The sequence below is a fragment of the Bradyrhizobium cosmicum genome, assembly GCF_032290525.1.
Classification (GTDB): domain Bacteria; phylum Pseudomonadota; class Alphaproteobacteria; order Rhizobiales; family Xanthobacteraceae; genus Bradyrhizobium; species Bradyrhizobium cosmicum_A.
Map to the genome: position 1 here is coordinate 184206 of NZ_JASXTA010000003.1, position 22141 is coordinate 206346.

Annotated in this window: 20 protein-coding genes and 1 pseudogene; 10 read left to right on the forward strand and 11 right to left on the reverse strand. The window is 65.1% G+C overall.

What is annotated here, in order from left to right:
- Positions 1–8: 8 nt before the first annotated feature.
- On the reverse strand, positions 9–326 hold the full coding sequence (locus tag QSV46_RS06950; protein ID WP_314948381.1) for a DUF2849 domain-containing protein: 318 nt from the start codon (positions 324–326) through the stop codon (positions 9–11).
- A complete protein-coding gene (gene cysG, locus QSV46_RS06955) occupies positions 323–1759 on the reverse strand; it encodes a siroheme synthase CysG (RefSeq protein ID WP_314948383.1) in 1437 nt (478 codons plus the stop codon). Before cysG ends, QSV46_RS06950 begins: the two co-directional genes overlap by 4 nt.
- Before the next feature lie 236 nt (positions 1760–1995).
- On the opposite strand from cysG, the gene cysD reads away from it, so the two are divergent.
- The 4 genes from cysD (at position 1996) to QSV46_RS06975 (ending at position 7549) form a co-directional block, all read left to right on the forward strand.
- The gene (cysD, locus tag QSV46_RS06960; protein WP_314949244.1) at positions 1996–2790 is read left to right on the forward strand and encodes a sulfate adenylyltransferase subunit CysD; all 795 of its coding nucleotides are present in this window, start codon (positions 1996–1998) and stop codon (positions 2788–2790) included.
- Between the two features lie 19 nt (positions 2791–2809).
- On the forward strand, positions 2810–4726 hold the full coding sequence (gene cysC, locus QSV46_RS06965) for an adenylyl-sulfate kinase (RefSeq protein WP_314948385.1): 1917 nt from the start codon (positions 2810–2812) through the stop codon (positions 4724–4726).
- Between the two features lie 361 nt (positions 4727–5087).
- Entirely contained in the window at positions 5088–7253 is a 2166-nt protein-coding gene (locus QSV46_RS06970) for a malate synthase G (RefSeq protein WP_314948387.1), read from the forward strand.
- Positions 7254–7348: 95 nt separating this feature from the next.
- Positions 7349–7549, forward strand: a complete 201-nt coding sequence (locus QSV46_RS06975; RefSeq protein WP_314948390.1) for a CsbD family protein — start codon at positions 7349–7351, stop codon at positions 7547–7549.
- Positions 7550–7625: 76 nt separating this feature from the next.
- On the opposite strand, the gene QSV46_RS06980 is transcribed toward QSV46_RS06975, so the two are convergent.
- Positions 7626–7781, reverse strand: coding sequence for a Thivi_2564 family membrane protein (locus QSV46_RS06980; RefSeq protein WP_008546817.1), 156 nt, complete (start codon positions 7779–7781; stop codon positions 7626–7628).
- A 267-nt stretch (positions 7782–8048) separates the two neighbouring features.
- On the opposite strand from QSV46_RS06980, the pseudogene QSV46_RS06985 reads away from it, so the two are divergent.
- Positions 8049–10140, forward strand: a pseudogene (locus tag QSV46_RS06985) (methyl-accepting chemotaxis protein).
- 15 nt (positions 10141–10155) lie between these two features.
- Here the strand turns inward: QSV46_RS06985 and QSV46_RS06990 are convergent.
- Together QSV46_RS06990 and QSV46_RS06995 are read right to left on the reverse strand one after the other, a co-directional pair.
- Positions 10156–10809, reverse strand: coding sequence for a DUF2865 domain-containing protein (locus tag QSV46_RS06990; RefSeq protein ID WP_314948432.1), 654 nt, complete (start codon positions 10807–10809; stop codon positions 10156–10158).
- A gap of 19 nt (positions 10810–10828) precedes the next feature.
- Positions 10829–11602: a L,D-transpeptidase gene (locus tag QSV46_RS06995; RefSeq protein ID WP_314948433.1), complete on the reverse strand. Its 774-nt coding sequence runs from the start codon at positions 11600–11602 to the stop codon at positions 10829–10831.
- A 209-nt stretch (positions 11603–11811) separates the two neighbouring features.
- Here QSV46_RS06995 and QSV46_RS07000 point away from each other — a divergent pair, with 209 nt between their 5' ends.
- From QSV46_RS07000 to QSV46_RS07020, 5 genes are all read left to right on the forward strand, one after another.
- Positions 11812–12924: an AI-2E family transporter gene (locus tag QSV46_RS07000; RefSeq protein ID WP_314948436.1), complete on the forward strand. Its 1113-nt coding sequence runs from the start codon at positions 11812–11814 to the stop codon at positions 12922–12924.
- Positions 12925–13002: 78 nt separating this feature from the next.
- Positions 13003–13374 carry a YqjD family protein gene (locus QSV46_RS07005; protein ID WP_314948438.1) on the forward strand — a complete coding sequence of 124 codons (372 nt, stop codon included), beginning with the start codon at positions 13003–13005 and terminating at the stop codon, positions 13372–13374.
- A gap of 94 nt (positions 13375–13468) precedes the next feature.
- Positions 13469–13924 (forward strand): hypothetical protein, encoded by a 456-nt coding sequence (locus tag QSV46_RS07010; RefSeq protein WP_314948439.1) that lies wholly within the window; start codon positions 13469–13471, stop codon positions 13922–13924.
- 189 nt (positions 13925–14113) lie between these two features.
- Entirely contained in the window at positions 14114–15256 is a 1143-nt protein-coding gene (locus QSV46_RS07015; protein WP_314948442.1) for an OpgC domain-containing protein, read from the forward strand.
- 95 nt (positions 15257–15351) lie between these two features.
- Positions 15352–15960, forward strand: coding sequence for a TetR/AcrR family transcriptional regulator (locus tag QSV46_RS07020; protein ID WP_314949247.1), 609 nt, complete (start codon positions 15352–15354; stop codon positions 15958–15960).
- A 21-nt stretch (positions 15961–15981) separates the two neighbouring features.
- On the opposite strand, the gene QSV46_RS07025 is transcribed toward QSV46_RS07020, so the two are convergent.
- From QSV46_RS07025 to ureC, 6 genes are all read right to left on the reverse strand, one after another.
- On the reverse strand, positions 15982–17640 hold the full coding sequence (locus QSV46_RS07025; protein ID WP_314948444.1) for an HWE histidine kinase domain-containing protein: 1659 nt from the start codon (positions 17638–17640) through the stop codon (positions 15982–15984).
- A 298-nt stretch (positions 17641–17938) separates the two neighbouring features.
- Positions 17939–18598: an urease accessory protein UreG gene (gene ureG / locus QSV46_RS07030; protein WP_409997156.1), complete on the reverse strand. Its 660-nt coding sequence runs from the start codon at positions 18596–18598 to the stop codon at positions 17939–17941.
- A 15-nt stretch (positions 18599–18613) separates the two neighbouring features.
- Entirely contained in the window at positions 18614–19342 is a 729-nt protein-coding gene (locus QSV46_RS07035) for an urease accessory protein UreF (protein ID WP_314949250.1), read from the reverse strand.
- Positions 19323–19952, reverse strand: coding sequence for an urease accessory protein UreE (locus QSV46_RS07040; RefSeq protein ID WP_314948447.1), 630 nt, complete (start codon positions 19950–19952; stop codon positions 19323–19325). Before QSV46_RS07040 ends, QSV46_RS07035 begins: the two co-directional genes overlap by 20 nt.
- Positions 19953–19963: 11 nt before the next feature.
- Positions 19964–20263: a putative quinol monooxygenase gene (locus tag QSV46_RS07045; RefSeq protein ID WP_314948449.1), complete on the reverse strand. Its 300-nt coding sequence runs from the start codon at positions 20261–20263 to the stop codon at positions 19964–19966.
- A 141-nt stretch (positions 20264–20404) separates the two neighbouring features.
- Entirely contained in the window at positions 20405–22120 is a 1716-nt protein-coding gene (gene ureC / locus QSV46_RS07050; protein ID WP_314948452.1) for an urease subunit alpha, read from the reverse strand.
- Positions 22121–22141: the final 21 nt, after the last annotated feature.

The following is a 22141-nucleotide window of genomic DNA, read 5'->3' on the forward strand; positions in this document are numbered from 1 at the left end:
AAAGCGCCTTAAACCTGGACCGGCTGTCCGATGGTGACGCCGGTGCGGCGGATCTGTTCGCGCAGATTGCCGGGCTCGATCTGGCCGTCCGCACCGATCTGCACCGGCGCGATATAGGGACCGATCGCGCCCACGTCATCGGCGACGGACTCGGCGAGCAACGCTTTCGCCTCGTCGGAGTTGCGCACGATGGCGGCTTCCGACAGCTCCGCGGACCAGCTCTTGGCAGCGGTGCGGTAAACCACGATGCCATCCCAGGTCCGGTTGGCGGTCACGACCGAGGGGCCGGCGATTTTGATCTTCTTCTGTTCAAGCGGGGAGGTCATTCGGCTGCATCCAGGAGGTCAGAGATGATTTGCTTTGGTTTTTTTTCGGACGTTTCGCGGCGAAGCGAACCGGCATGCCGGACCACGTCGCCGATGATGAGAATGGCGGGACCGCCATTGGTCCGGCGCACGAGCTCGGGCAGGTCGCGCAGCGTGCCGATCGCGCCTTGCGCATCGGGACGCGTCACGCGGGCGAACACGCCGACCGGCGTTTCCGGCGAGCGGCCGGCTGCGAACAGGCCGGCGCGTATGGCGGGTGCCGCGGTCATGCCCATGTAGACCACGACGGTCATCTTGGTGTCGGTCAGCGTCGACCAGTCCACGACTTCCGCATCGCGCGCCTTGTGCGCGGTGAGGAAGGTGATGCGGGTCGCTTCGTGACGGAAAGTGAGCGGCACCTCGAAATCGGCGGCGCCGCCGAGCCCGGCGGTGATGCCGGGAATGACCGAATAAGCGACGCCGGCGGCGCGCAGCGCTTCCACCTCTTCGCCGCCGCGACCGAACACGAAGGGATCGCCGCCCTTGAGCCGCACCACGCGCTGGCCGGATTGCGCGGCCGCGATCATGCGCTTGTTGATGGCGTCCTGGCCGATGCCGGGCTTGCCGACGCGACGGCCAACGGCGATGCGCGTGGTGTCGCGGCGGATACGATCGAGAATTTCAGGGGAAACCAGCTCGTCGTGGAAGACGATGTCGGCATCCTGGAGCGCGCGCAGCGCCTTGATGGTGAGCAAGTCGGGATCGCCGGGGCCGGCGCCGACCAGCGCGACCGAGCCTTCCGGCTTGTCGGCACGCGCAAAGGCGGCTGGATCGGAAATCGCCTTGATCGCCGCGTCGGCCTCACCCTTGCGGCCGGCGAGCACGGCGGCGCCGATCGGGCCATCGATGACGCGCTCCCAGAAACGGCGGCGCAGCGCAAACTCGGCAATGCGCTCGTTGATGGATTTGCGGACGCCGCCGATGAATTCGGCGAGCTCGCCGATGCGCGCCGGCAGCAGCGCCTCGATCTTCTCGCGCACGCGTCGCGCCACCACCGGGGAGGTGCCGCCGGTTCCGACCGCGACCACGACGTCGCCGCGATCGACGATGGCCGGGAAGATGAAGCTGGAATGCTCGAGATCGTCCATGACGTTGACGGGCAGGCCGAGCGCCTTGGCGCGAACCGACATCGCCACGCCGACATCTCCCGCACCCGCGCAGACGACGGCGATGACACCTGAGAGATCGGCGGTCAGCGGATCGCCTGTCGCGATGTCGATGCGCGAAGCGTCCTCGGAGCCGAGGCTCAAATCATGATTGCCGTCGATCGCATGCACGCGAATGCGCGCACCGGCCGCTGCAAGCACGCGCAGCTTGGCGCGCAACAGCTCGCCCGCGCCGATGAGGACCACCGGACCGGCCTTGAGATCGAGAAACACCGGCAAGAACCGCATGCGATACTCGCTTCCCCCACATCCGGGGTTGACTGGAATTATTTTCTATATATGTGTCGTTTCGAGCGCGCAAAGAGAAAATTTCTTCTTCTCTCTTGCATCGCAACTATAGAAAATTCGCCTCCAAACGCAAAGTGGCAGAGATGCATCTTCTCAGGACCGATTCCGGTGCAGATGGACGGGACTCCCGCCCCGCCGTTTCCGAGCAAATTCCCGTCGGACTGACTGCCCCCGGCATGGACCATCTCGACCAGCTCGAGGCCCAGAGCATCTACATCTTCCGCGAGGCTTTTGCCCGATTGAAGAAGATCGCCCTGCTGTGGTCGCTCGGCAAGGACTCCAACGTCATGATCTGGCTGGCGCGCAAGGCCTTCTTCGGTCGTCTGCCGTTCCCGGCCCTCCATGTCGACACCGGCAAGAAGTTTCCGGAGATGTATCGCTTCCGCGATCATTACGGGAAGGAGTGGGACCTCGATTTGCGCGTCGAGCCCTGCCCGCCCATCGATGCCGTCGATCCAACGCTGCCGCCGGCCGCCCGTTCCGCCGCGCGCAAGACCGAGGGCCTGAAGATGGCGCTTGCCAAATACGGCTTTGACGGCCTGATTGCCGGCATCCGCCGCGACGAGGAAGCGACCCGCGCCAAGGAACGCGTGTTCTCGCCGCGCGGGCTCGAAGGCAATTGGGACGTGCGCGACCAGCCGCCGGAGTTCTGGGATCACTTCAACGCCTCGCCGCCGCAAGGCGCGCACTTGCGCATCCACCCGATCCTGCATTGGACCGAGGCCGATATCTGGGCCTACACCAAGCGCGAGAATATCCCGATCATCCCGCTGTATCTCGCCAAGGACGGCAAGCGCTATCGCTCGCTGGGCGATCAGGACATCACCAATCCGGTCGCTTCGACTGCCACGACGATCGACGAGATCCTGATCGAGCTCGAACAGACCAAGGTGCCGGAGCGCGCCGGACGCGCGCTCGACCACGAGACCGAGGACGCTTTCGAGCGCCTGCGCGTCGCCGGCTATCTCTGATCAAGGACGCGAGCGCGATATGAACATGATCGTCACCCCGGCTTCGCCGGCCACCCCGAACGGCACCACCCGTCCCCAGGTTAGGATCGTCATCGTCGGCCATGTCGACCACGGCAAGTCGACGCTGGTCGGCCGCCTCCTGCACGAGACCGGTAGCCTGCCCGACGGCAAGCTCGACATGCTGAAAGCCGTCAGCGCACGGCGCGGCATGCCGTTCGAATGGTCGTTCCTGCTCGACGCGCTCCAGACCGAGCGCGACCAGGGCATCACCATCGACACCACGCAGATCCGCTTCCGCACCAATTCGCGCGACATCGTGCTGATCGACGCGCCCGGCCACGCCGAGTTCCTGCGCAACATGATCACCGGGGCCTCGCAGGCCGACGGCGCGGTGCTGATCATCGACGCGCTCGAAGGCGTGCGCGACCAGACCCGGCGGCACGGCTATCTGTTGCATCTGCTCGGCGTGAAGCAGGTCGCGATCGTCGTCAACAAGATGGACCGCGTCGATTTCTCGGCCGAGCGCTTCAAGGCGATCAGCGATGAGATCTCCGCGCATCTCGAGGGCCTCGGCGTGACCCCGACCGCGGTGATCCCGATCTCCGCGCGCGACGGCGATGGCGTCGCGATGCGCACCGACCGCATCGGCTGGTACAAGGGGCCGACCGTGGTCGAGGCGCTGGACAGGCTCGAGCCGGCGCGGCCGCTGGAGGCGCTGGCGCTGCGGCTGCCGGTGCAGGCGATCTACAAGTTCGACGATCGCCGCATCGTGGCGGGCCGTATCGAATCCGGCAGCCTCATTGCCGGCGACGAAATCGTGATCATGCCCGCCGGCAAGATCGCCAAGATCAAGTCCGTCGAGAGCTGGCCGGTGACGCCGGTTGCGGGACGTCAGGGCGCGGGCCGCTCGGTCGGCATCACGCTCGACCGCGAGTTGTTCGTCGAGCGCGGCGACATCATTGCCCATACCGCGGCCGCCCCGCGCGAGACGCGCCGGCTGCGCGCGCGCATCTTCTGGCTGCACGACAAGCCGCTCGCCAAGGGCGACCAGCTGCTGGTTCGCTGCGGGCCGAAGGAAAGCCGCGCCACCGTCGTTGCGATCGAGAAGGCGGTCGATCCCGGCGAGCTGTCGAGCGTCGAGAACAAGGCGATCGGCCGCAACCATGTCGGCGAGATCGACATCTCTCTCTCCAATCCGATTGCGGTCGATCCCTACACCGAGAATCCGCGTACCGGACGCCTCGTCATCGAGGTCTCCGGGCGCATCGCCGGCGGCGGCCTTGTGCTCTCGGTCGATGCCGGCCAGCGCGCCGTGCCGGTCGACATCGTGCCGGTGGAATCGGCGCTGCGGCCCGACGAGCGCTCCGCGCGCTACCGCCACAACGGTGCCGTGGTCTGGCTCACGGGCCTTCCCGCTTCCGGCAAGTCGACGCTCGCCAAGGCGCTGGAGCGGCGGCTGTTCAGCAATGGCGGCTCGCCGATCCTGCTCGACGGCGACACGGTGCGGGCCGGCCTCAATAACGACCTTGGCTTCTCCGCCGCTGATCGCAGCGAGAACATCCGCCGCCTCGCCGAGGTCGCCACGCATCTGGCCCGCAACGGCCATATCGCGATCGTTGCCGCGGTTTCGCCGGCGCGCGAGGACCGCGCCACGGCGCGCCGCATCGCCGACTCCGCGTTCCGCGAGATCCACGTCGCAACGCCCGCCGAGGTCTGCGAAGAACGCGACCCCAAGGGCCACTACAAGAAGGCCCGCGCCGGCGCGCTGGCGTCGTTCACCGGTATCGGCAACGACTACGAGGCGCCGCAGGCGGCCGAGCTCGTGATCGACACGTCGACGCGGACGATCGCCGAAGCTGCCGATGAGATCGAGCAGATGCTCAAGACCACCGGCGTGCTGTTCGACGAAGTCGTGGATCTCGCCGCGAATATTTGAGTAGCCCTGCTCCGCTCGCTGTCGTCGCCCGGCTTGACCGGGCGACCCAGTATTCCAGAGACAGCGTTGGGATGCGGAGGAGCCGCGGCGTACTGGATTTCCCGCCTGTCGCCTACGCTGAAGCTTCGGCGCCCCTAGACTTCAACCCCGGCGAAGCCTTGGCGTAGCCGGATCGCGGGGAATGACAGCGGTGCGTGAGGCTGCGCCACCTTTCCTTGACATTTTGACAGACGCCGAGGGTCTTCTCACCGCCCCGATTTTGGGGCTAATAAGACCCCGAAAGCTGCCCCCTGTGGGCTCATTTTGCTGCTGTCGGGTCAAAAGCAGCCAAAAACAGCCATTTCCAACAAGAAAGCCCATCATGAAACGCGTCGACGCCCACGGATTGAAGATCGCCCCCGTCCTGTTCGATTTCATCGCCAAGGAAGCCGCCCCGAAAACGGGGATCGCGCCGGATGCGTTCTGGGCCGGGGTTGCCGCCATCATCAAGGATCTGGGGCCGAAGAACCGCGCGTTGCTGACGTTGCGCGACACGCTGCAGGCCAGGATCGACGACTGGCACCGCGCCAACAAGGGCAAGGCGTTCGACCTCAACGCCTACACCGCCTTTTTAAAAGAGATCGGCTATCTCGTCCCCGAGCCCGCGACGCAGGAGGTCGAGACCGCCGATGTCGACGAGGAGATCGGCAAGATCTGCGGCCCGCAGCTGGTCGTGCCCCTCACCAATGCGCGCTACGCGCTGAACGCGGCGAATGCGCGCTGGGGCTCGCTCTACGACGCCTTCTACGGCACCGATGCGATCTCGCACGATCCGGCCGAGAGCGGCAAGGGTTACAACAAGGCACGCGGCGACAAGGTGATCGCCAAGGCCAAGGCCTTCCTCGATGCCGCCGTACCGCTCGCGACCGGTAGCCACACCGACGTCACCGCCTACAGCGTCGTCGCGGGCCAGCTCGCGGTGAAGCTGAAGAGCGGCAATGCGACCGCGCTGAAGAACGCCGCGCAGCTCGCCGGTTTCCAGGGCGATGCGGCCGCGCCGTCCGCAGTGCTGCTGGTCAACAACGGCCTGCATATCGAGGTGAAGATCGACCGCAGCAGCGCGATCGGCAAGGACGATCCGGCCGGCGTCGCCGACATGATCATGGAGTCCGCGGTCTCCACCATCCTCGACATGGAGGACTCGGTTGCCGCGATCGACGCCGAGGACAAGGTGCTGGTCTACCGCAACACCCTCGGCCTGATGAACGGCACGCTGTCGGCCGATTTCGAGAAAGGCGGCAAGACGCTGACGCGCTCGCTCAACGCCGACCGCAGCTACAAGACGCCCGACGGCAAGGGCGAGGTCAAGCTGCACGGCCGCAGCCTGCTGCTGATGCGCAATTGCGGTCACCACATGTTCACCGACGCGGTGCTGGACGAGAGCGGCGAGGAAATTCCGGAAGGCCTGCTCGACGCCGCCGTCTCCGGACTTCTCGCGATCCACGACCTCAAGGGCAATTCGAAGGTCAAGAACAGCCGCACCGGCTCGGCCTATATCGTCAAGCCGAAGATGCACGGCCCCGACGAGGTGTCGCTGACCTGCGAGATCTTCGACCGCGTCGAGAAGATGCTGGGGCTGCCCGAGAACACGCTCAAGGTCGGCATCATGGACGAGGAGCGGCGCACCACCGTGAACCTGAAGGCCTGCATCCAGCGCGCCTCCAAGCGCATCATGTTCATCAACACCGGCTTCCTCGACCGCACCGGCGACGAAATCCACACCTCGATGGAAGCGGGCCCGATGATCCGCAAGAACGAGATGAAGGCGCAGGCCTGGATCAAGGCCTATGAGGACTGGAACGTCGACATGGGCCTGATCTGTGGCCTGCCCGGCCATGCCCAGATCGGCAAGGGCATGTGGGCCGCGCCGGACAAGATGGCGGACATGCTGACCCAGAAGCTGGCCCATCCGCAGGCCGGCGCCACTACCGCCTGGGTGCCCTCGCCGACCGCCGCGACGCTGCACGCGCTGCATTACCACCAGGTCAACGTGATCGCGCGCCAGCAGGAGCTGGCCAAGGGCGGTCTGCGCGCGAAGCTGTCCGACATCCTCACCATTCCGGTGTCGAAATCGAACTGGGCACCCGACGACGTCAAGCAGGAGATCGACAACAACTGTCAGGGCATCCTCGGCTATGTCGTGCGCTGGATCGATCAGGGCGTCGGCTGCTCCAAGGTGCCCGACATCCACGATGTCGGCCTGATGGAAGACCGCGCCACCTTGCGCATCTCCAGCCAGCACCTCGCCAACTGGCTGCACCAGGGCGTCATCACCGAAGCGCAGGTGATGGAATCGCTGAAGCGGATGGCCGTCGTCGTCGACAAGCAGAACGCGGGCGATGCGCTCTACAAGCCGATGGCACCCGCCTTCGACGGCGTCGCCTTCAAGGCCGCCTGCGACCTGATCTTCAAGGGTCGCGAGCAGCCGAACGGCTATACCGAATACATCCTCACCGCGCGCCGCCGCGAAGCGAAGGCCGGAGGCTGAGGAGGATTGCATCGAGCGGGCGAAACGTCGCGGCGCGCAGCGGAACGGCTGCGCGCCGCTTGCGTTGTCGGGCCATCAACCAACGGGAGATGGTCATGGACTGGAATCGCATCGAAGGGAACTGGAAGGAGTTCAAGGGCTCCGCCAAGGAGAAATGGGGCAAGCTCACTGACGATGATCTCAAACTGATCGAGGGCCGCCGCGAGCAGCTCGAGGGCCGGCTCCAGCAACGTTACGGAAAGGCCAAGGACCAAGTGCGTCAGGACGTCGACGACTGGCTCAAATCGCTGCATTGAGGCAGCCACGAAAAGAGCCCCGGCACACGCCGGGGCTTTTTCGTTAGGGATGATCCATGGGATCTAGGAAGCGCCGCTAAAACACCGCGAGATATTTCAGCAGCGACACGATGCCGATGATGATGACGATCACGCGCGCAATCTGCTTGGCGCGTCCGTCCATCGGCAGCATGTTGATGAGATAGAGGACGAGGATGACGACGAGAAAAGTGACGAGTACGCCGACCAGCATTGCGAGGCCCCCTTCAGGCAAATTGCCAACGATATCCTAACGCCCAACTCTCGGATCGGTTCCATTCAGGCAACTCATTGCAACTTCTAGTAAATACGTACTTCTACCGGCAGGTCAGTCGCCTAAAACTTTACCCTTTTCCTTTCAGATGCGGAAACCGTTTGCGGGCGTGCCGCCAGCGGCAAGCGATTGCCGACCACGCCGCGCCTCCCTGTTCTCGTTGCCCGGGGCGCCTCACGACCTTGAATTTTGGAATTGGGGACTTCGATGCTCAATCGTCTGACCGTGTCCGCGCTTTTGAAGGCAGTGATCGCGATCACGTCGGCCTGCGTGGTGATCGCGCTGTCGCTCACGGCTTACGAGTCCTGGGACCGGCTCAGGACCACCAGCCGCATCTCGCAGATTGCGGAGGCCTCCGCCGACCTGTTCAAGGCGATGCACAGCCTGCGGACCGACCGCTCGACCACGACGCGGCTGCTGAACGCAACCGAACCAATGGATTCCGAGATCGAGAAATATCTGCGCACCCTGCGCGGGATCCAGATGCCGGCGATGGCGCGCGCGCTCGAGCTTTTGCCCACCATGGACTTCGCGCAATCGGGTACGCTGATGCCGGAGCTGGCGCGCCTCTACAAACTGCTGGGCGAGGAGCAGAAGCAGTTCTGGGAGGAGGTGGCGAAGCCGAAAGATCAGCGCCGCGCGGGGCTACCGAAGGAATACATGGAGACGACGCAGGGGCTGCTGGAAACACTCGACAAGATTTCCAATATCCTGGCCGCCAGCGTCAACCATCAGGATGCGACGATCGACCAGTTGCTGGCGATCAAGCAGAACGCCTGGCAGTTGCGCAACACCGGCGGCGAGGCGTCGCTGATCGTCGCCACCGGCATCAGTGCCGGCCGCATCGCCCCTGAGACTCGCATCGCTTACATCCAGTATGCCGGCGGCACGGCCGCGATGTGGAAGGCGCTGGAACTGGCGACCTCGGGCATGCAGTTGCCACCGGCGCTCGCCGCCGCGATGACCGCGGCCAAGACCGCCTATTTCGAGCCCGAATATCTCGCGCTGCGCGACCGGCTCGCCAATACGCTCGCCAACGGCGAGAAGCCTGAACTGAGCGCGAACCAGTGGACGCAGACCACGGTGGCCCGCCTCGCCGGCGCCGTCGTCGTGGCCGAAGCCGCGCTCGATGCAGCCAAGGGTCACACGCTGGAGCAGCATTCCGCAGCCCGGCGCGCACTGACCGTGCAGCTGACCCTTCTGGCGCTTGCCATCGCCCTTGCCGCCGGCGCGATCATGCTGGTCAACCGCCGCGTCATCCATCCCCTCAACACCATCCGCGATGCCATGCTGAAGGTCGCCGGAGGCGACCTTGCGGTCGACAGCGGCTATCTCGACCGCCGGGACGAGATCGGCGCGCTTGCGGGTGCACTCGAAACCTTCAAGCTGCAGGCGGCCGAGAAGCTCAAGATCGAGGCGCACGAGCGCGAGCGCAATGTCGGCGCGGCCGCACGCCAGCGCGCGGTCGAGACCTATGTCGGCGAGTTCGAGGGCGCGGTACGCAAGACGCTCGGTGAATTGAGCGAGGCGTCCGGCGCGATGCAAGACCTCGGGCGATCTCTCCGCCGTGTCGCGTCAGACCAACGACCGCGTCCTGGCCGCCGGCAAGGCCTCCAATGACGCCTCTATGAGCGTCGACAGCGTGGCTGCGGCCGCTGAGGAGCTCTCGGCCTCGATCAACGACATCAGCCAGCAGGCCGCCCACGCCGCGGGCATCGCCGGCCGCGCCGTCACGCAGGCCCGCGAGACCGACGGCACCGTGCAGGGCTTGCAGAAGTCCGCAGGGCGCATCGGCGAAGTCGTCGGCCTGATCAACACCATCGCGCAACAGACCAATCTGCTCGCGCTCAACGCCACGATCGAGGCCGCGCGTGCCGGCGAGGCGGGCCGCGGATTCGCCGTGGTCGGCTCCGAGGTGAAATCGCTGGCGAGCCAGACCGCGAAGGCGACCGAGGAAATCTCGGAGCAGATCGCCGACATCCAGAAGGTCGCGGGCGAGGCGATCAACGCGATCCAGACCATCGGCGGCATCATCGGCGAAGTCAACGAGGTTGCGACCGCGATTGCCGCCGCCGTGCAGGAGCAGGGCGCAGCGACCCAGGAGATCACCCGCAGCACCCAATATGCGGCGCAGGGCACCAGGAACGTCTCGGACAACATCACCGGCGTGAAGGCCGACGCGGACGCCGCTGCAGCCGCTGCCGACAATGTGAAGCACGCCTCCGAGACGCTGGAAACCCAGAGCGGTCAGCTCGGCCACGAGGTCAGCGACTTCCTGGGCAAGATCCGCGCGGCGTAAGCATAAGCCGCGCTCCTACTCCTTCGCCACCACCGGCACCTGACGGAATTTGGCGCGCACCGATTCCGGCAGCGGCGAAAAATTCATCGCGACGCCGCGGCGGTCGTTGGCGTTACGGCTGGCGACGACGAGGCCATCGCTGCCGGCGACGATATCGCCCTTGCGCAAGGTGGGATCGTCCTCGACCTTGACCTGCGCGAGCCCGATCGGATCCTTGCCGTTGCAGGTACAGCCGGCAACGATCTCGTTGCGGTAGCGGAAAGCGTTCGGCAGGTCGGAATAGGATTTTCCGTTGTCGGTCGTGGCGCCGTCGATATTGCTGCCATAGACCAGCGAGGTTTCCGACGCCGGGCAGAAGCTCTTGCAGGATCGCGCCTTGCTCTCGGCATCGTTTCCTTGCGCCGGGAAGTAGCGGCCATCGCAGCCGCGCACGCAATAGGCGGTGCCACCGCCATAGGCGGCCCGCTGGCGCGGTGCGTCGTAGCGCGGCATGTCGTCGTTCGCGAAGGGCATCTGGATTTGCGGCGGCGGCCGCCTTCCGAAGCCGCCGAACAGCGCGGAGAAGAAATCCTGCGCATGCACCGACGGCGTCAGCGCAAGGCTGAAGGAGGCGACGGCGAAGCATGCCGCTGCGCTACCGGCCAGTTTGCCGATCGAACGTCTCTTCATGTGACCTCACTCAAACTGTTCAGTTCACGGACGAGGTCGAGATGTTCAGCGCCTGCCGGCCCGAGGGCAGCGTCGTTGCGGCCGGGCGCTTGTGCACGGGATCACCTCCCCTGGCCATCAGCGGCGCGTTCTTCGGCAGCACCACGACCTTGGCGCCGATATTGACGCGGCTGAACAGGTCCGTGACGTCCTCATTGGTCATGCGGATGCAGCCCGACGAGACGAACTTGCCGATCGTGGTCGGATCGTTGGTGCCGTGGATGCGGTATTCGCTGGAGCCGAGATACATCGCACGCGCGCCGAGCGGATTGCCGGGGCCGCCGGCGACGAAGCGCGGCAGATAAGGCTGCCGTGCGATCATCTCGGCCGGCGGATGCCAGTCCGGCCACTCGGCCTTGCGGCTGATGCTCTGCACGCCCGCCCAGGTGAAACCTTCGCGGCCGACGCCGACGCCGTAACGGATCGCGCGGCCATTCCCGAGCACGTAATAAAGATAGGTGTTGCCGGTATCGATGACGATGGTGCCGGCCGGCTCGCTCCTGTCGAAGCTGACGATCTGCTTGCGCAGCCGGTCGGGCAACGCCGCGTCCTCGTCGGCCGCCTGCGGCTCTTCAGCCGCGTAGCCCTGCGAATAGGTGGTCTGGTCTTGCGGGTAGATCTGCGGCTGCAGCGGTGCGTAGCCGAATGTCTGGGCCTGCGCCGCGAACGGCACCGTCAGGAATGCTGTCGCGAAGGCAAAGGCGGTGACCGCGCGCGGCGAGAAGCGGCGGCGAACTGCAGAGAACTTTGTCATGTGCTGCCCCATTGGATGTTTGCATCCGGGTGATGCGCTAGCCAAGCAACGCCATCGGGCTGATCTAAGTTCCAGCGCGAAGCGCGGCAGCGACGTCACAGTCAAGCGAGCATTTCTTCACGAAGCCGCGATGGAACCGCCGCCGCGATCGCGCGTTCTCACCCCGTAAATGGCCGCGCGGATCGCGGTTTCCGTGCGGGAGAGGTATTGTGCGCGTCCTTCCCAGCGAACGTCTGATTTCCGGCAACAGCGAAGGCGAACCGCTTCCCGACAGCCATATTGAGCTGCCGCCGGTCATCCGCCGCAGCGAGTTCGTCGCCTTCGCACTCGCAGGCCTCCTGTTGATTGCGATCGTCACCGTGCTCTATGTCGGAAAGGCGTTCTTCCTGCCCGTGGTGATGGCCTTCGTGATCGGCACCATGCTGTCGCCAGCGGCGAGTTTCCTCGAGCGATGCAAGGTGCCGCGCGCGCTCGGCGCCGTCCTGATCGTCGTCGCGGGGACTGCGGTGGTCGCCTTCGCCCTGGCGCTGATCGCCTCGCCGGTCATGGAGTGGAGCACGCGCCTGCCGGAGCTCGGCGCGCAATTGAGGGACAAGCTGCACGTGTTCGACCGGCCACTGGCGCTGTGGCGCGAGCTGCAAGCCATGGTCGGCGGCTCGGAGGATTTCCCTAGCTTCCAGATGCCGAAAGTCGAGTGGGTCCAGCCGACGCTGGAATTCCTGTCACCGACCTTTACTGAATTTCTGCTGTTCTTCGTCACCCTCATTCTGTTCATCGCAAGCTGGCGCGACCTGCGGCGGGCCATGATCATGACCTTCAGCGATCGCGACGCGCGGCTGCGTACGCTGCGGATCCTCAACGAGATCGAGATCCATCTCGGCAGCTACCTCCTGACCGTCACTCTCATCAATGTCGGCGTCGGTGTCGCCACCGGCGTCATCTGCGCGCTCACCGGCATGCCCAATCCGGCCGGGCTCGGCGCGCTGGCGGCAACGCTCAATTTCATCCCGATCATCGGACCGATCGCGATGTTTGCCGTGCTGGTCGTGGTTGGGCTGATCGCCTTCCCGACTATCAGCGGTGCCGTCATGGCCGCGCTCGCCTTCGGCGGCCTCACCTTCCTGGAAGGGCACTTCATCACGCCGACCATCATCGGCCGGCGGCTGGCGCTGAACGCACTTGCGGTCCTGCTTGCGCTGGCGTTCTGGACCTGGCTGTGGGGCCCGATGGGCGCGTTTCTGTCGTCGCCGCTCCTGATCGTCGGCCTGATCCTCAAGGAGCATCTGTTGCCGGCGGATTCGCCGCAGCTACCGCAGGCCTGAGGCGGTTTCCGCAAACGGAACTTCCCCGACGGCGAAACGTTCTCCGGCTATCTCAGCCTCAACAGTTTGGAGCTCCCGATGTCCACGACCAATGCCGAAGCCGGGATGAAAGACTGGACCGACAAAGCCACCAGAGAACGCCTCGAGAAGGATGTAGCAGCCGTGAAAAGCGATATCGCCGCCCTCACCGACCAGATCACCGACGCGCTCAACACCTTTGCAAATTCCACCAGCAAGCAGGCCCGCCGCGGCTATCGTCAGGCGCGCGAGAACGTGGATTCCGCGATCGACGACATGTCGGACCGCGGCAGCGCGATGATGGGCGCTGCGCAAGACGCCTACGGCTCGATCGAGGAGACGCTGGAAGACGCGATCACGCAGCGACCGCTCGCGACCGTGGCGCTCGCGCTCGGCATCGGATTCCTGATCGGCGCCGCCTGGCGCCGGTAAGGCGCGCCGTGACATGTTGCGGCGGCAGGCCCGCGGCACCGCCGATACTGGCTTGTGAAGCGATACGGCTTGTGGGGAACCGAGGAGCAAGTCCATGTTTCAACGCATGATCGACGGCATCAGCGCATCGACCGGCACGGCGGTCCGACTGACGTCGCTGGCCGCAGGCGCGGCATTCGCGCTGTTCATCACGACCTGCTTTCTCTGTGCCGCCGTCTTCATCTCGGTGCTGGAGAAATACGGTCCGGTGCAAGCCTGTCTCGCAGGCGCCGGCATCTTCTTCCTGCTGACGCTCACGGCTGCGGGCACCTATTGGGGCTACAAGCGCCAATTGCAGAAGCGCGCCCATATCGCAGCCGAGCGTGCCGCGAAGTCGACCGCGCAGAGCATGCTCGCCGATCCCATGCTGCTCGCGACGGGGCTCCAGATCGTTCGCGCCATCGGGATCAAGCGGCTGCTGCCGATCCTGGCGATCGGCGGCGTCGCGCTCGGAATCATGGCGAGCCGCGCCGGCGTGCCGGACGAAGCGTCGGCTGAACCGGCCGAATAGCGGCCCGCGCGGGTCAGAAAATTTCGTCCTGGGTCCTGCGAGCGCATCTATCGGAATTCGGCATCGGCGGCGCCGCCGCCAATTTTGCGCCGTCCAGCGCGAATGCCCCGCCATCACGCAAACGCTACTCGGATAGGCAGGCGGTTGCCGGTAAAAGCATCACCCTGATTCCCAAAGCTATTTTACTCAATGAAACCGTCCGTCAAGGCGAACCTCGCCGCATTTCATCACGACGCCAGGCTGTATTTGACGCTCGGCATCGCCAATTGGTCGGTGTTCGTCGACCACATCCCGAACAACGTCGTCAATCTGCTGACGCTGCGCAATTTCGGCTTCAGCGGCGCGGCCGACCTGTTCGTGTTCGTGGTGGGCTATGGCGTCGCCATCATCCACGGCAGGATGGCGCTGGAGCGCGGCTATGTGGTCGCGGCAACGCGGATCTTTCGTCGCGTCTGGCGGCTCTACGCGGCCTATGTCGTGCTGTTCGTGATCTATATCGACGCCATCGCCTACGTCGCCTCGCAATCGACGGCGCCGGAGATCATCCACGAGTACAACATCTCCGGCATTCTCGAGCACCCGCTGCGCATCCTGGTCCGCGGGCTCGTGCTCCAGGAGGAGCCGCTGAACCTCGACTTGCTGCAGCTGATGATCCCGCTGATGGCGTTCTTTCCGTTTGTGCTGTGGGGGCTGCTGCGGCGGCCGAACCTGACGCTCGCGGCATCGGTCGCGCTGTATCTTGCCGCGCGATGGTTCGACTGGAATTTCCGTGTCTATCCCGATCAGGAGTGGACCTTCAATCCGCTGTGCTGGCAAATGCTCATGGTGCTGGGCGGATGGTTCGCCGTCACGGGGGCGCCCGGGCGGGCGCTGCGTGGCATGCCCTGGCTGCGGATACTCGCAGGGAGTTATCTGATATTCGCAATGGCTGTCACCTTGATGCGCCATTCGCCGACATTGTCCGCTTATTTGCCGGATCTGCTCCTGAGCAGCATCGCGCCGACCGACAAGGAAAACCTCGCGCCCTATCGGGTGCTCCACTTCCTCGCACTCGCGTTGATTGCGACCCATCTCATTCCGGCCGATCACCCCGGCCTGACATGGCGGCCGCTGCAGGCGGTGATCACGTGCGGCGAGGAGTGGCTCGCGGTCTTCTGCATCGCGGTGTTCCTGTCCTTCGCCGGCCACCTCATCCTGATCACGGGGCCCAACCTGGTGGCGATGCAGATCGCGGTGAGCCTGGTCGGCTTCGCGGCGATGGCAGCGGCCGCCTATTACGTCTCCTGGTCGAAGCGCCAGGATCTGCCGGCCGCCCTGCGGCAGCAGGCCTGACCACATGATCGTGCGATTCTGCTAGGCCGAAAGCGGCGGCTGCGCTATGCCGAGTCGCTCCGCGTGAGGAGTGGCTCTGGAGACTTGGCGTGGCGATGGAGAAGGGCGGGGGTGACGAAGCCGACAGTGCGCCCCGGCGCGGGCGCCCGCGCTCGATCGAGACCAGCAACGCCATCCTCGAAAGCGCCTATGCGCTGATGGCCGCCACCGGCCTTGCCGCCACCACCATAGACGCCGTAGCGCGCCACTCCAGCGTCTCCAAGATGACGATCTACAAATGGTGGCCATCGCGCGAAGCGCTGCTGATCGACGCCTTCCTTCATCACGCCGCGCAGATGCTGCCGCTGCCGCCTGCGAGTTCCGGCACGCCTGCCGCGCGCGCCCGCCGCCATGCCGCAATCTATGCCGAGGCGCTCCAGGGCGAGTTCGGCAAGGTGCAGCTCGCCGTCATCTCCGAATGCATTTCGAAGACCGGCTCGGCGGAGCTGTTCTACGCACGCTACCTGCAATTCCGCCGCGACGCGCTGGTCGAGATGATCGCCGCAGGCCAGACCGACGGCAGCATCCAGGCCGAGGGACTGCCTGAGGATCTCTACGACGCGATCTATGGCGGCCTGTTCTACCGCTACGTCTTCGGCATCGCACCGATCACGCCGGCCTACGCACGCAATCTCGTCGATCTCGTATTGCGGCCCAAGGTTTAGCAAGGTTTAGCCGCGCGGCCTCTACCGCACGGGCCTGACCGGCGCCGAGAGCCGGTCCGTGCGGTCGCGCTCGGTCATGTCGACCACCGTTTCCATCGGCGCGGTCAGCTCATAGACGTAGGAGACGTCGGTGAAGTAGCGCTTGGCGGTACCGCCCAGCGCTTCGGGCGCAACGCGATCGAGCAGGATCAGGCCGAAATCGGAATCCGGGCGGCGCGTTGCCTCGCTGGTGTTGAATTCCTCCCAGCGGAAATGGAAGACCTCGTCGGTCGCCTCGCCCGTCACCGTCCAGTTCGCGGTGATGTGCGGATGCTTTCCGACCAGCGCTAGGCCTTCGTCCGAGTGCGAGGCAAGTTCGAAGAACAGCAGCGACAGGCTCTGCGCGGCACGCGCACTGACCGCGATATCAGGGCCGGTGACGGCAATGCGGTCGGCGTGCGGGATGGCGCGCGCCTCGAACAGGCCCTTCAGCTTGACGCCCTGCCACTGACTCTCGCTGAGCAGCGAGACCACGTTGGACATGGCGTGAATGCGGCCGATCAGCAGCTCCCGCGCGGCGTCGATGTCGGAGCCGTGGCGCAGCGTGCGCGTCACGATCGACTGGATCACCGCCAGGATGTTCTTGACCCGGTGGTTGAGCTCGTCGATGACGGCGGTCAGCCGGCGCTCGAAGCCGATCCGCACCTGGATTTCCCGGCTGAGCCGCAGATTGTTGTAGGCGACATAGCCGAACAGGCCGCACACCATCGCGGTGATGGCAAAACCGATGGCGGCCACGATGATCGCGGTCTGCTCGGCGCGCCGCGCCGAATTGGACTTGGCGTAATAGCCGAGCTGCCAGTCGCGGCCTCCGAAGCTCACCGTGCGGGTCGCAGATGGCGCAGGCCCGTCCGCGGCCGCCATCCGCGACGAGACCACGCCCTGGTCGTTGGCAACGAGCTCGCCACCCTCCTTCCGCGGGTCCTTCAGTGCGACCGCAAACAACGACATGTCGTCATTGGTCAGCATCAGCGAGGCGAGCTCGTAGGAAAACGTGACGAAGCCCGCCGGCTCGGTTGCGCCCTCGGGAATGACCGGCGCGGCCACGATGACGCCGATCGGACCGCCGCCGCGCAGGAGCGGGATCGGGTCCGAGGCGACCGACCTCTTCTCCACCCGGGCGCGCGTCAGCATGGCACTGCGCACCTGATCCTGGTCGTAGCTGCGGCCGGGCAGCGCCCTGGTCTCGTTGCTGCGCGGTTCGAGATCCATCAGCACGTCGATCGGCTGGGTCACGCTCGCAGGGTCGATCGGCTTGTCGTCATACGAGCGGATCCGCGGGTTGGGGAAGCCGGCGCCCGCGATCGCGGCCTGCGCCGCCACGAGCTCGGTCGGCTTTAGCCTGGCGACCCACCCGGCCACCACGAAATCGGTCTTGAAGGCGTAGATGGCCGAGCGCAGCGGCTCCAGCATGTTGGGCTTGATTACCGATGGCGCGCGGAACAGGCCTGAGGCGACACGTGCGAGCAGCTCGCGCTCGGTCAGCCGGTCCTGGACCAGGCTCGCGTGAACGTCGATCGCGCGCGCCAGCGCAATCCGGTCCAGCGCCAGCTCCTGGTCGTGGACGCGATAGGCCGCGAGCCCGGAGAGCAGGGCCCCGAGCAGAGCGATGAAGCCGATGATGAAACCCAGCCGGACCACTTCGACTACTCAGACGAAAGCAGCAGGTCGGCAATAAACACGGAGCATATGAATGCCGCTCGATCGGCCATGTGCCGAAACAGAGTGGACCCCAATAAGGGAGATAATGAAGGAGGAGGCATCAGTACGCAACTTCGGTCGCCTGAAAAGCTTAATCCGCCCGGCCGATGGTCCGGCCATGAAGGCTTTGCTCCGGGCACCGGAGGTAGTTAATCGCCGTGTCCGAAATTTGTTCCGCAGATGCGGTCTTGCCCCAGGCGTTAACGGCGGAAGACGCCTGCGCCATGTCGCCGCGCCGTCAGCTTGCCCGTTTCAGGCCACCTTTGGCCTCGATGAAGCCGACGATACGGTCGAGCCCCTCGCCCTTCTTCAGGTTGGTCATGACGAAGGGGCGCGTGCCGCGCATGCGCCTGGCGTCCGTGTCCATCTTCTCCAGAGAGGCGCCGACATAGGGCGCGAGATCGATCTTGTTGATGACCAGGAGGTCGGACCGGGTGATGCCGGGACCGCCCTTGGACGGGATCTTGTCGCCGGCGGCGACATCGATGACGTAGATGGTGAGGTCGGCGAGCTCCGGGGAAAAAGTGGCAGCAAGATTATCGCCGCCGGATTCAATCAGCACGAGGTCGAGCCCCGGGAATTTCGCGCGCATGTCCGCGACCGCAGCGAGATTCATCGAGGCGTCTTCGCGGATCGCGGTGTGCGGGCAGCCACCGGTCTCGACGCCGGCGATGCGGTCGGGCGTCAGCGAGCCCGAACGCACGAGGAATTCCGCGTCCCATTTGGTGTAGATGTCGTTGGTGATCGCGGCGATGTCGTAGCGCTCGCGCATGGTCTTGCAGAGCAGGTCCATCAGCGCGGTCTTGCCCGATCCGACCGGGCCGCCGATGCCGACACGCAAGGGGCCGTGAGATTTCGCCAGGTCACTCGCCATGTCGCTTGCTCTCTCTCGATGGATTGAAGGCCGCGCCGCTCACGAGCGAAACAGCCGCGTATATTGCGTCTCGTGCCGCAGGCTGGCGAGATCGGCGCGGAAGGTCGCGCTGCCGAGATCGTCCAGTGTCGCATTCAGCGCACGATTGGCGGTCGCGGCGACGGCGGCTTCCAGCTTCACCAGCACGCGCTGGCTGTCGGTCTGGCCGAGCGGAATGAGGCGGCTGGCCGCGGAAATCCAGTTCGAGACCAGCGCATGCAGGAAGGCGTGCAGCGTCGGCGCCAGCGGAACGCCGTGCATTGCCGCGACCACACCGGCCGCGACGGGATAGATCAGTGGCGTGTCGCATGCTGCGATCATGGCATCCAGCCCGTCGGCATCCCACGCGGCGCGGCAGATGTCGATGAAGGCGCGGCCCTGCGAGGTCGTCTCGAGCTGCCGCTCGCGCGACGGCACGAAGGCCGCGGCGAGCTCGGCAATATCGTTCAGGGCAGCCTCATCGCCGGCTCGAGCGGCACGATAGGCATGAACCAGAAACGTCGCGTCGCAAAAGCCCGAGCCGTCGCCCAGCATAACGTCGAGCCAGTCGGCGAGCGTCGCGGTGTCGGAGATATCGCCCGCCTCGACCGCCCATTCGATCCCGCTGGAATAGGAGAAGCCGCCGACCGGGAATGCCGGCGACAGCCATGTCATCAGCCGGTACAGCGCCGCCGCCTCGCCTTCTGCGAGGTCACCGGCGCCGACCGGCTCATTTGTGGTCATGAGCATGCTTGTGGCCGTGGCGATGGTCGGGATGGTCGCAATGCTCGTCGTGATGATGATCGTGGCCATGGTCATGCGCGGCGTGATCATGATTGTGATGATCGTGGCCGTGATGATCATGATGATCGTGGTCATGGTGGCCGTGGTCGTGATGGGCATGGTCGTCGTGGCCGTGCGCATGCCCGGCATCCGCATAAGCGCCGCCTTCGGGATCGAACGGCGCCTCGATCTCGATCACGCGGGCGCCGAGGCCCTTCACCATGGTCTCGATGACATGGTCGCGGCGGATGCGTAAGGCCTTGGCCATGATCTGCGTCGGCAGATGACGGTTGCCGAGATGCCAGCCGACACGGATGAGATGGTGCGGATCGTGGCCGCGAATCTCGAGCAGCGGCTCGGCCGCCGCGACCACTTCGATCAGCCGACCGTCCTCCAGCACCAGCGCATCGCCGCCGCGGAGCGCGACGGCATTCTCCAGGTCGAGCAGGAATTCGAGCCCCCGCGTCCCTGTCATCGCCATGCGGCGGCGATGCCGATCGTCGAAATCGAGCACGACCGTATCCGCTGGCGCTTCAGCGAAGCGGTGTTGCCCTTTGACCTGCGTCGCCCGGATCATGCTTTCCCCCGTTACCGCGTCTCGACCTTTTCGGGCGTGATCACTTCGATCTTCGGCGGCGCCGTGAAGCATTTCACCGCCACGCGGCCGAACGTCTTCATGTGCTCCATGCCACGGTGCGGCACCAGCGCCTCGGCATTCTCCCACTGCTCGACGAACACCATCTTGGCGGGATCGGTGACGCTCTCATGCAGATCATAGGCGATATTGCCGGGCTCTTTCCGCGTCTCCGTGATGCAGGCAGTGGCGGCTGCAATGAATTCGGCGCGCGTTTCGGGCTTGATGGTCAAGGTTGCAACGACGTAGATCACGAGAAATCCTCCCGGCTTTTCTTCTGGGGTTCACGATACCGGGCGGGACCTTAGACCAGCCGGGATCGAACGCAAAACCGGAAAAGCCGCCCCGGACCTGCGCCCAGGACATGCTCTTGGGACATGCGTTGAGGCGCTATTTCAGTACATGAAATATCGCTGCGCCATCGGCAGCACCTCGGCCGGCGCGCAGGTGAGCAGTTCGCCGTCGGCCCGGACCTCGTAGGTCTCCGGATCGACCTCGATATCAGGCGTGGCGTCGTTGTGGATCATGCTCTTCTTGGAGATCTTGCCGCGGGTGTTCTGGACGGCATAGAGCTTCTTCTCGATGCCGAGTTTTCGCGCGAGACCTCCGGTGATCGCGGCTTTCGAGGTGAACACCACCGACGAGGCCGTGCGCGCCTTGCCGAAGGCGCCGAACATCGGCTGGTAATGCACCGGCTGCGGTGTCGGGATCGAGGCGTTGGGATCGCCCATCGGAGCCGCGACGATCATGCCGCCCTTGACGATGCAGTCGGGCTTGACGCCGAAGAAGGCCGGTGACCACAGCACGAGATCGGCGAGCTTGCCCTTCTCGACCGAGCCGATCAGCTTCGACACGCCATGGGCGATCGCCGGGTTGATCGTGTATTTGGCGATGTAGCGCTTGACGCGGAAATTGTCGTTGTCCTTGCCCTTGTCCTGCGGCAGCGAGCCGCGCTGCTTCTTCATCTTGTCGGCAGTCTGCCAGGTTCGGATGATGACCTCGCCGAGCCGGCCCATCGCCTGCGAGTCCGAGGACATCATCGAGAGCGCACCGAGGTCGTGCAGAATGTCCTCGGCCGCAATCGTCTCCTTGCGGATACGGCTTTCGGCGAAGGCCAGATCTTCCGCGATCGAGGGATCGAGGTGGTGGCACACCATCAGCATGTCGAGATGCTCGTCGATCGTGTTGCGCGTGAACGGGCGCGTCGGGTTGGTCGATGACGGCAGCACGTTCTTCAATCCGGCGACCTTGATGATGTCAGGCGCGTGACCGCCGCCGGCGCCTTCGGTGTGGAAGGCATGGATGGTGCGGCCCTTGAAGGCCTTGATGGTATCCTCGACGAAGCCGGATTCGTTCAGCGTGTCGGTGTGGATCATCACCTGAATGTCGTAGTCATCAGCCACCGACAGGCAGTTGTCGATCGCGGCCGGCGTCGTGCCCCAATCCTCGTGCAGCTTCAGCGCGCAGGCGCCGGCCTTGATCATCTCGACCAGCGCGGCGGGCCGCGAGGCGTTGCCCTTGCCGGAAATGCCGAGATTGACCGGGAAGGCGTCGAACGACTGGATCATCCGCCCCATGTGCCACGGCCCCGGCGTGCAGGTGGTGGCGAACGTGCCGTGCGACGGACCGGTGCCGCCCCCTAACATCGAGGTGACGCCGCTCATCAGCGCATGCTCGATCTGCTGCGGACAGATGAAATGAATGTGGCTGTCGAAGCCCCCCGCGGTGAGGATCTTGCCTTCACCGGCGATCACGTCGGTGCCGGGACCGATGATGATGGTGACGCCCGGCTGGATGTCGGGATTGCCGGCCTTGCCGATCGCCGAAATCATGCCGTCCTTGATGGCGACGTCGGCCTTCACGATGCCCCAGTGATCAAGAATCAGGGCATTGGTGATGACGGTGTCGGCCGCGCCCTGCCGGTTGGTGACCTGCGACTGCCCCATGCCGTCGCGGATCACCTTGCCGCCGCCGAACTTCACCTCTTCGCCGTAGGTCGTAAAATCCTTCTCGACCTCGATGATGAGATCGGTATCGGCCAGCCGTACCCTGTCGCCGGTGGTCGGACCGAACATGTCGGCGTAGACGGAACGTTTGATCTTGACGGACATCACAAGCCCCGTTTGCGTTTG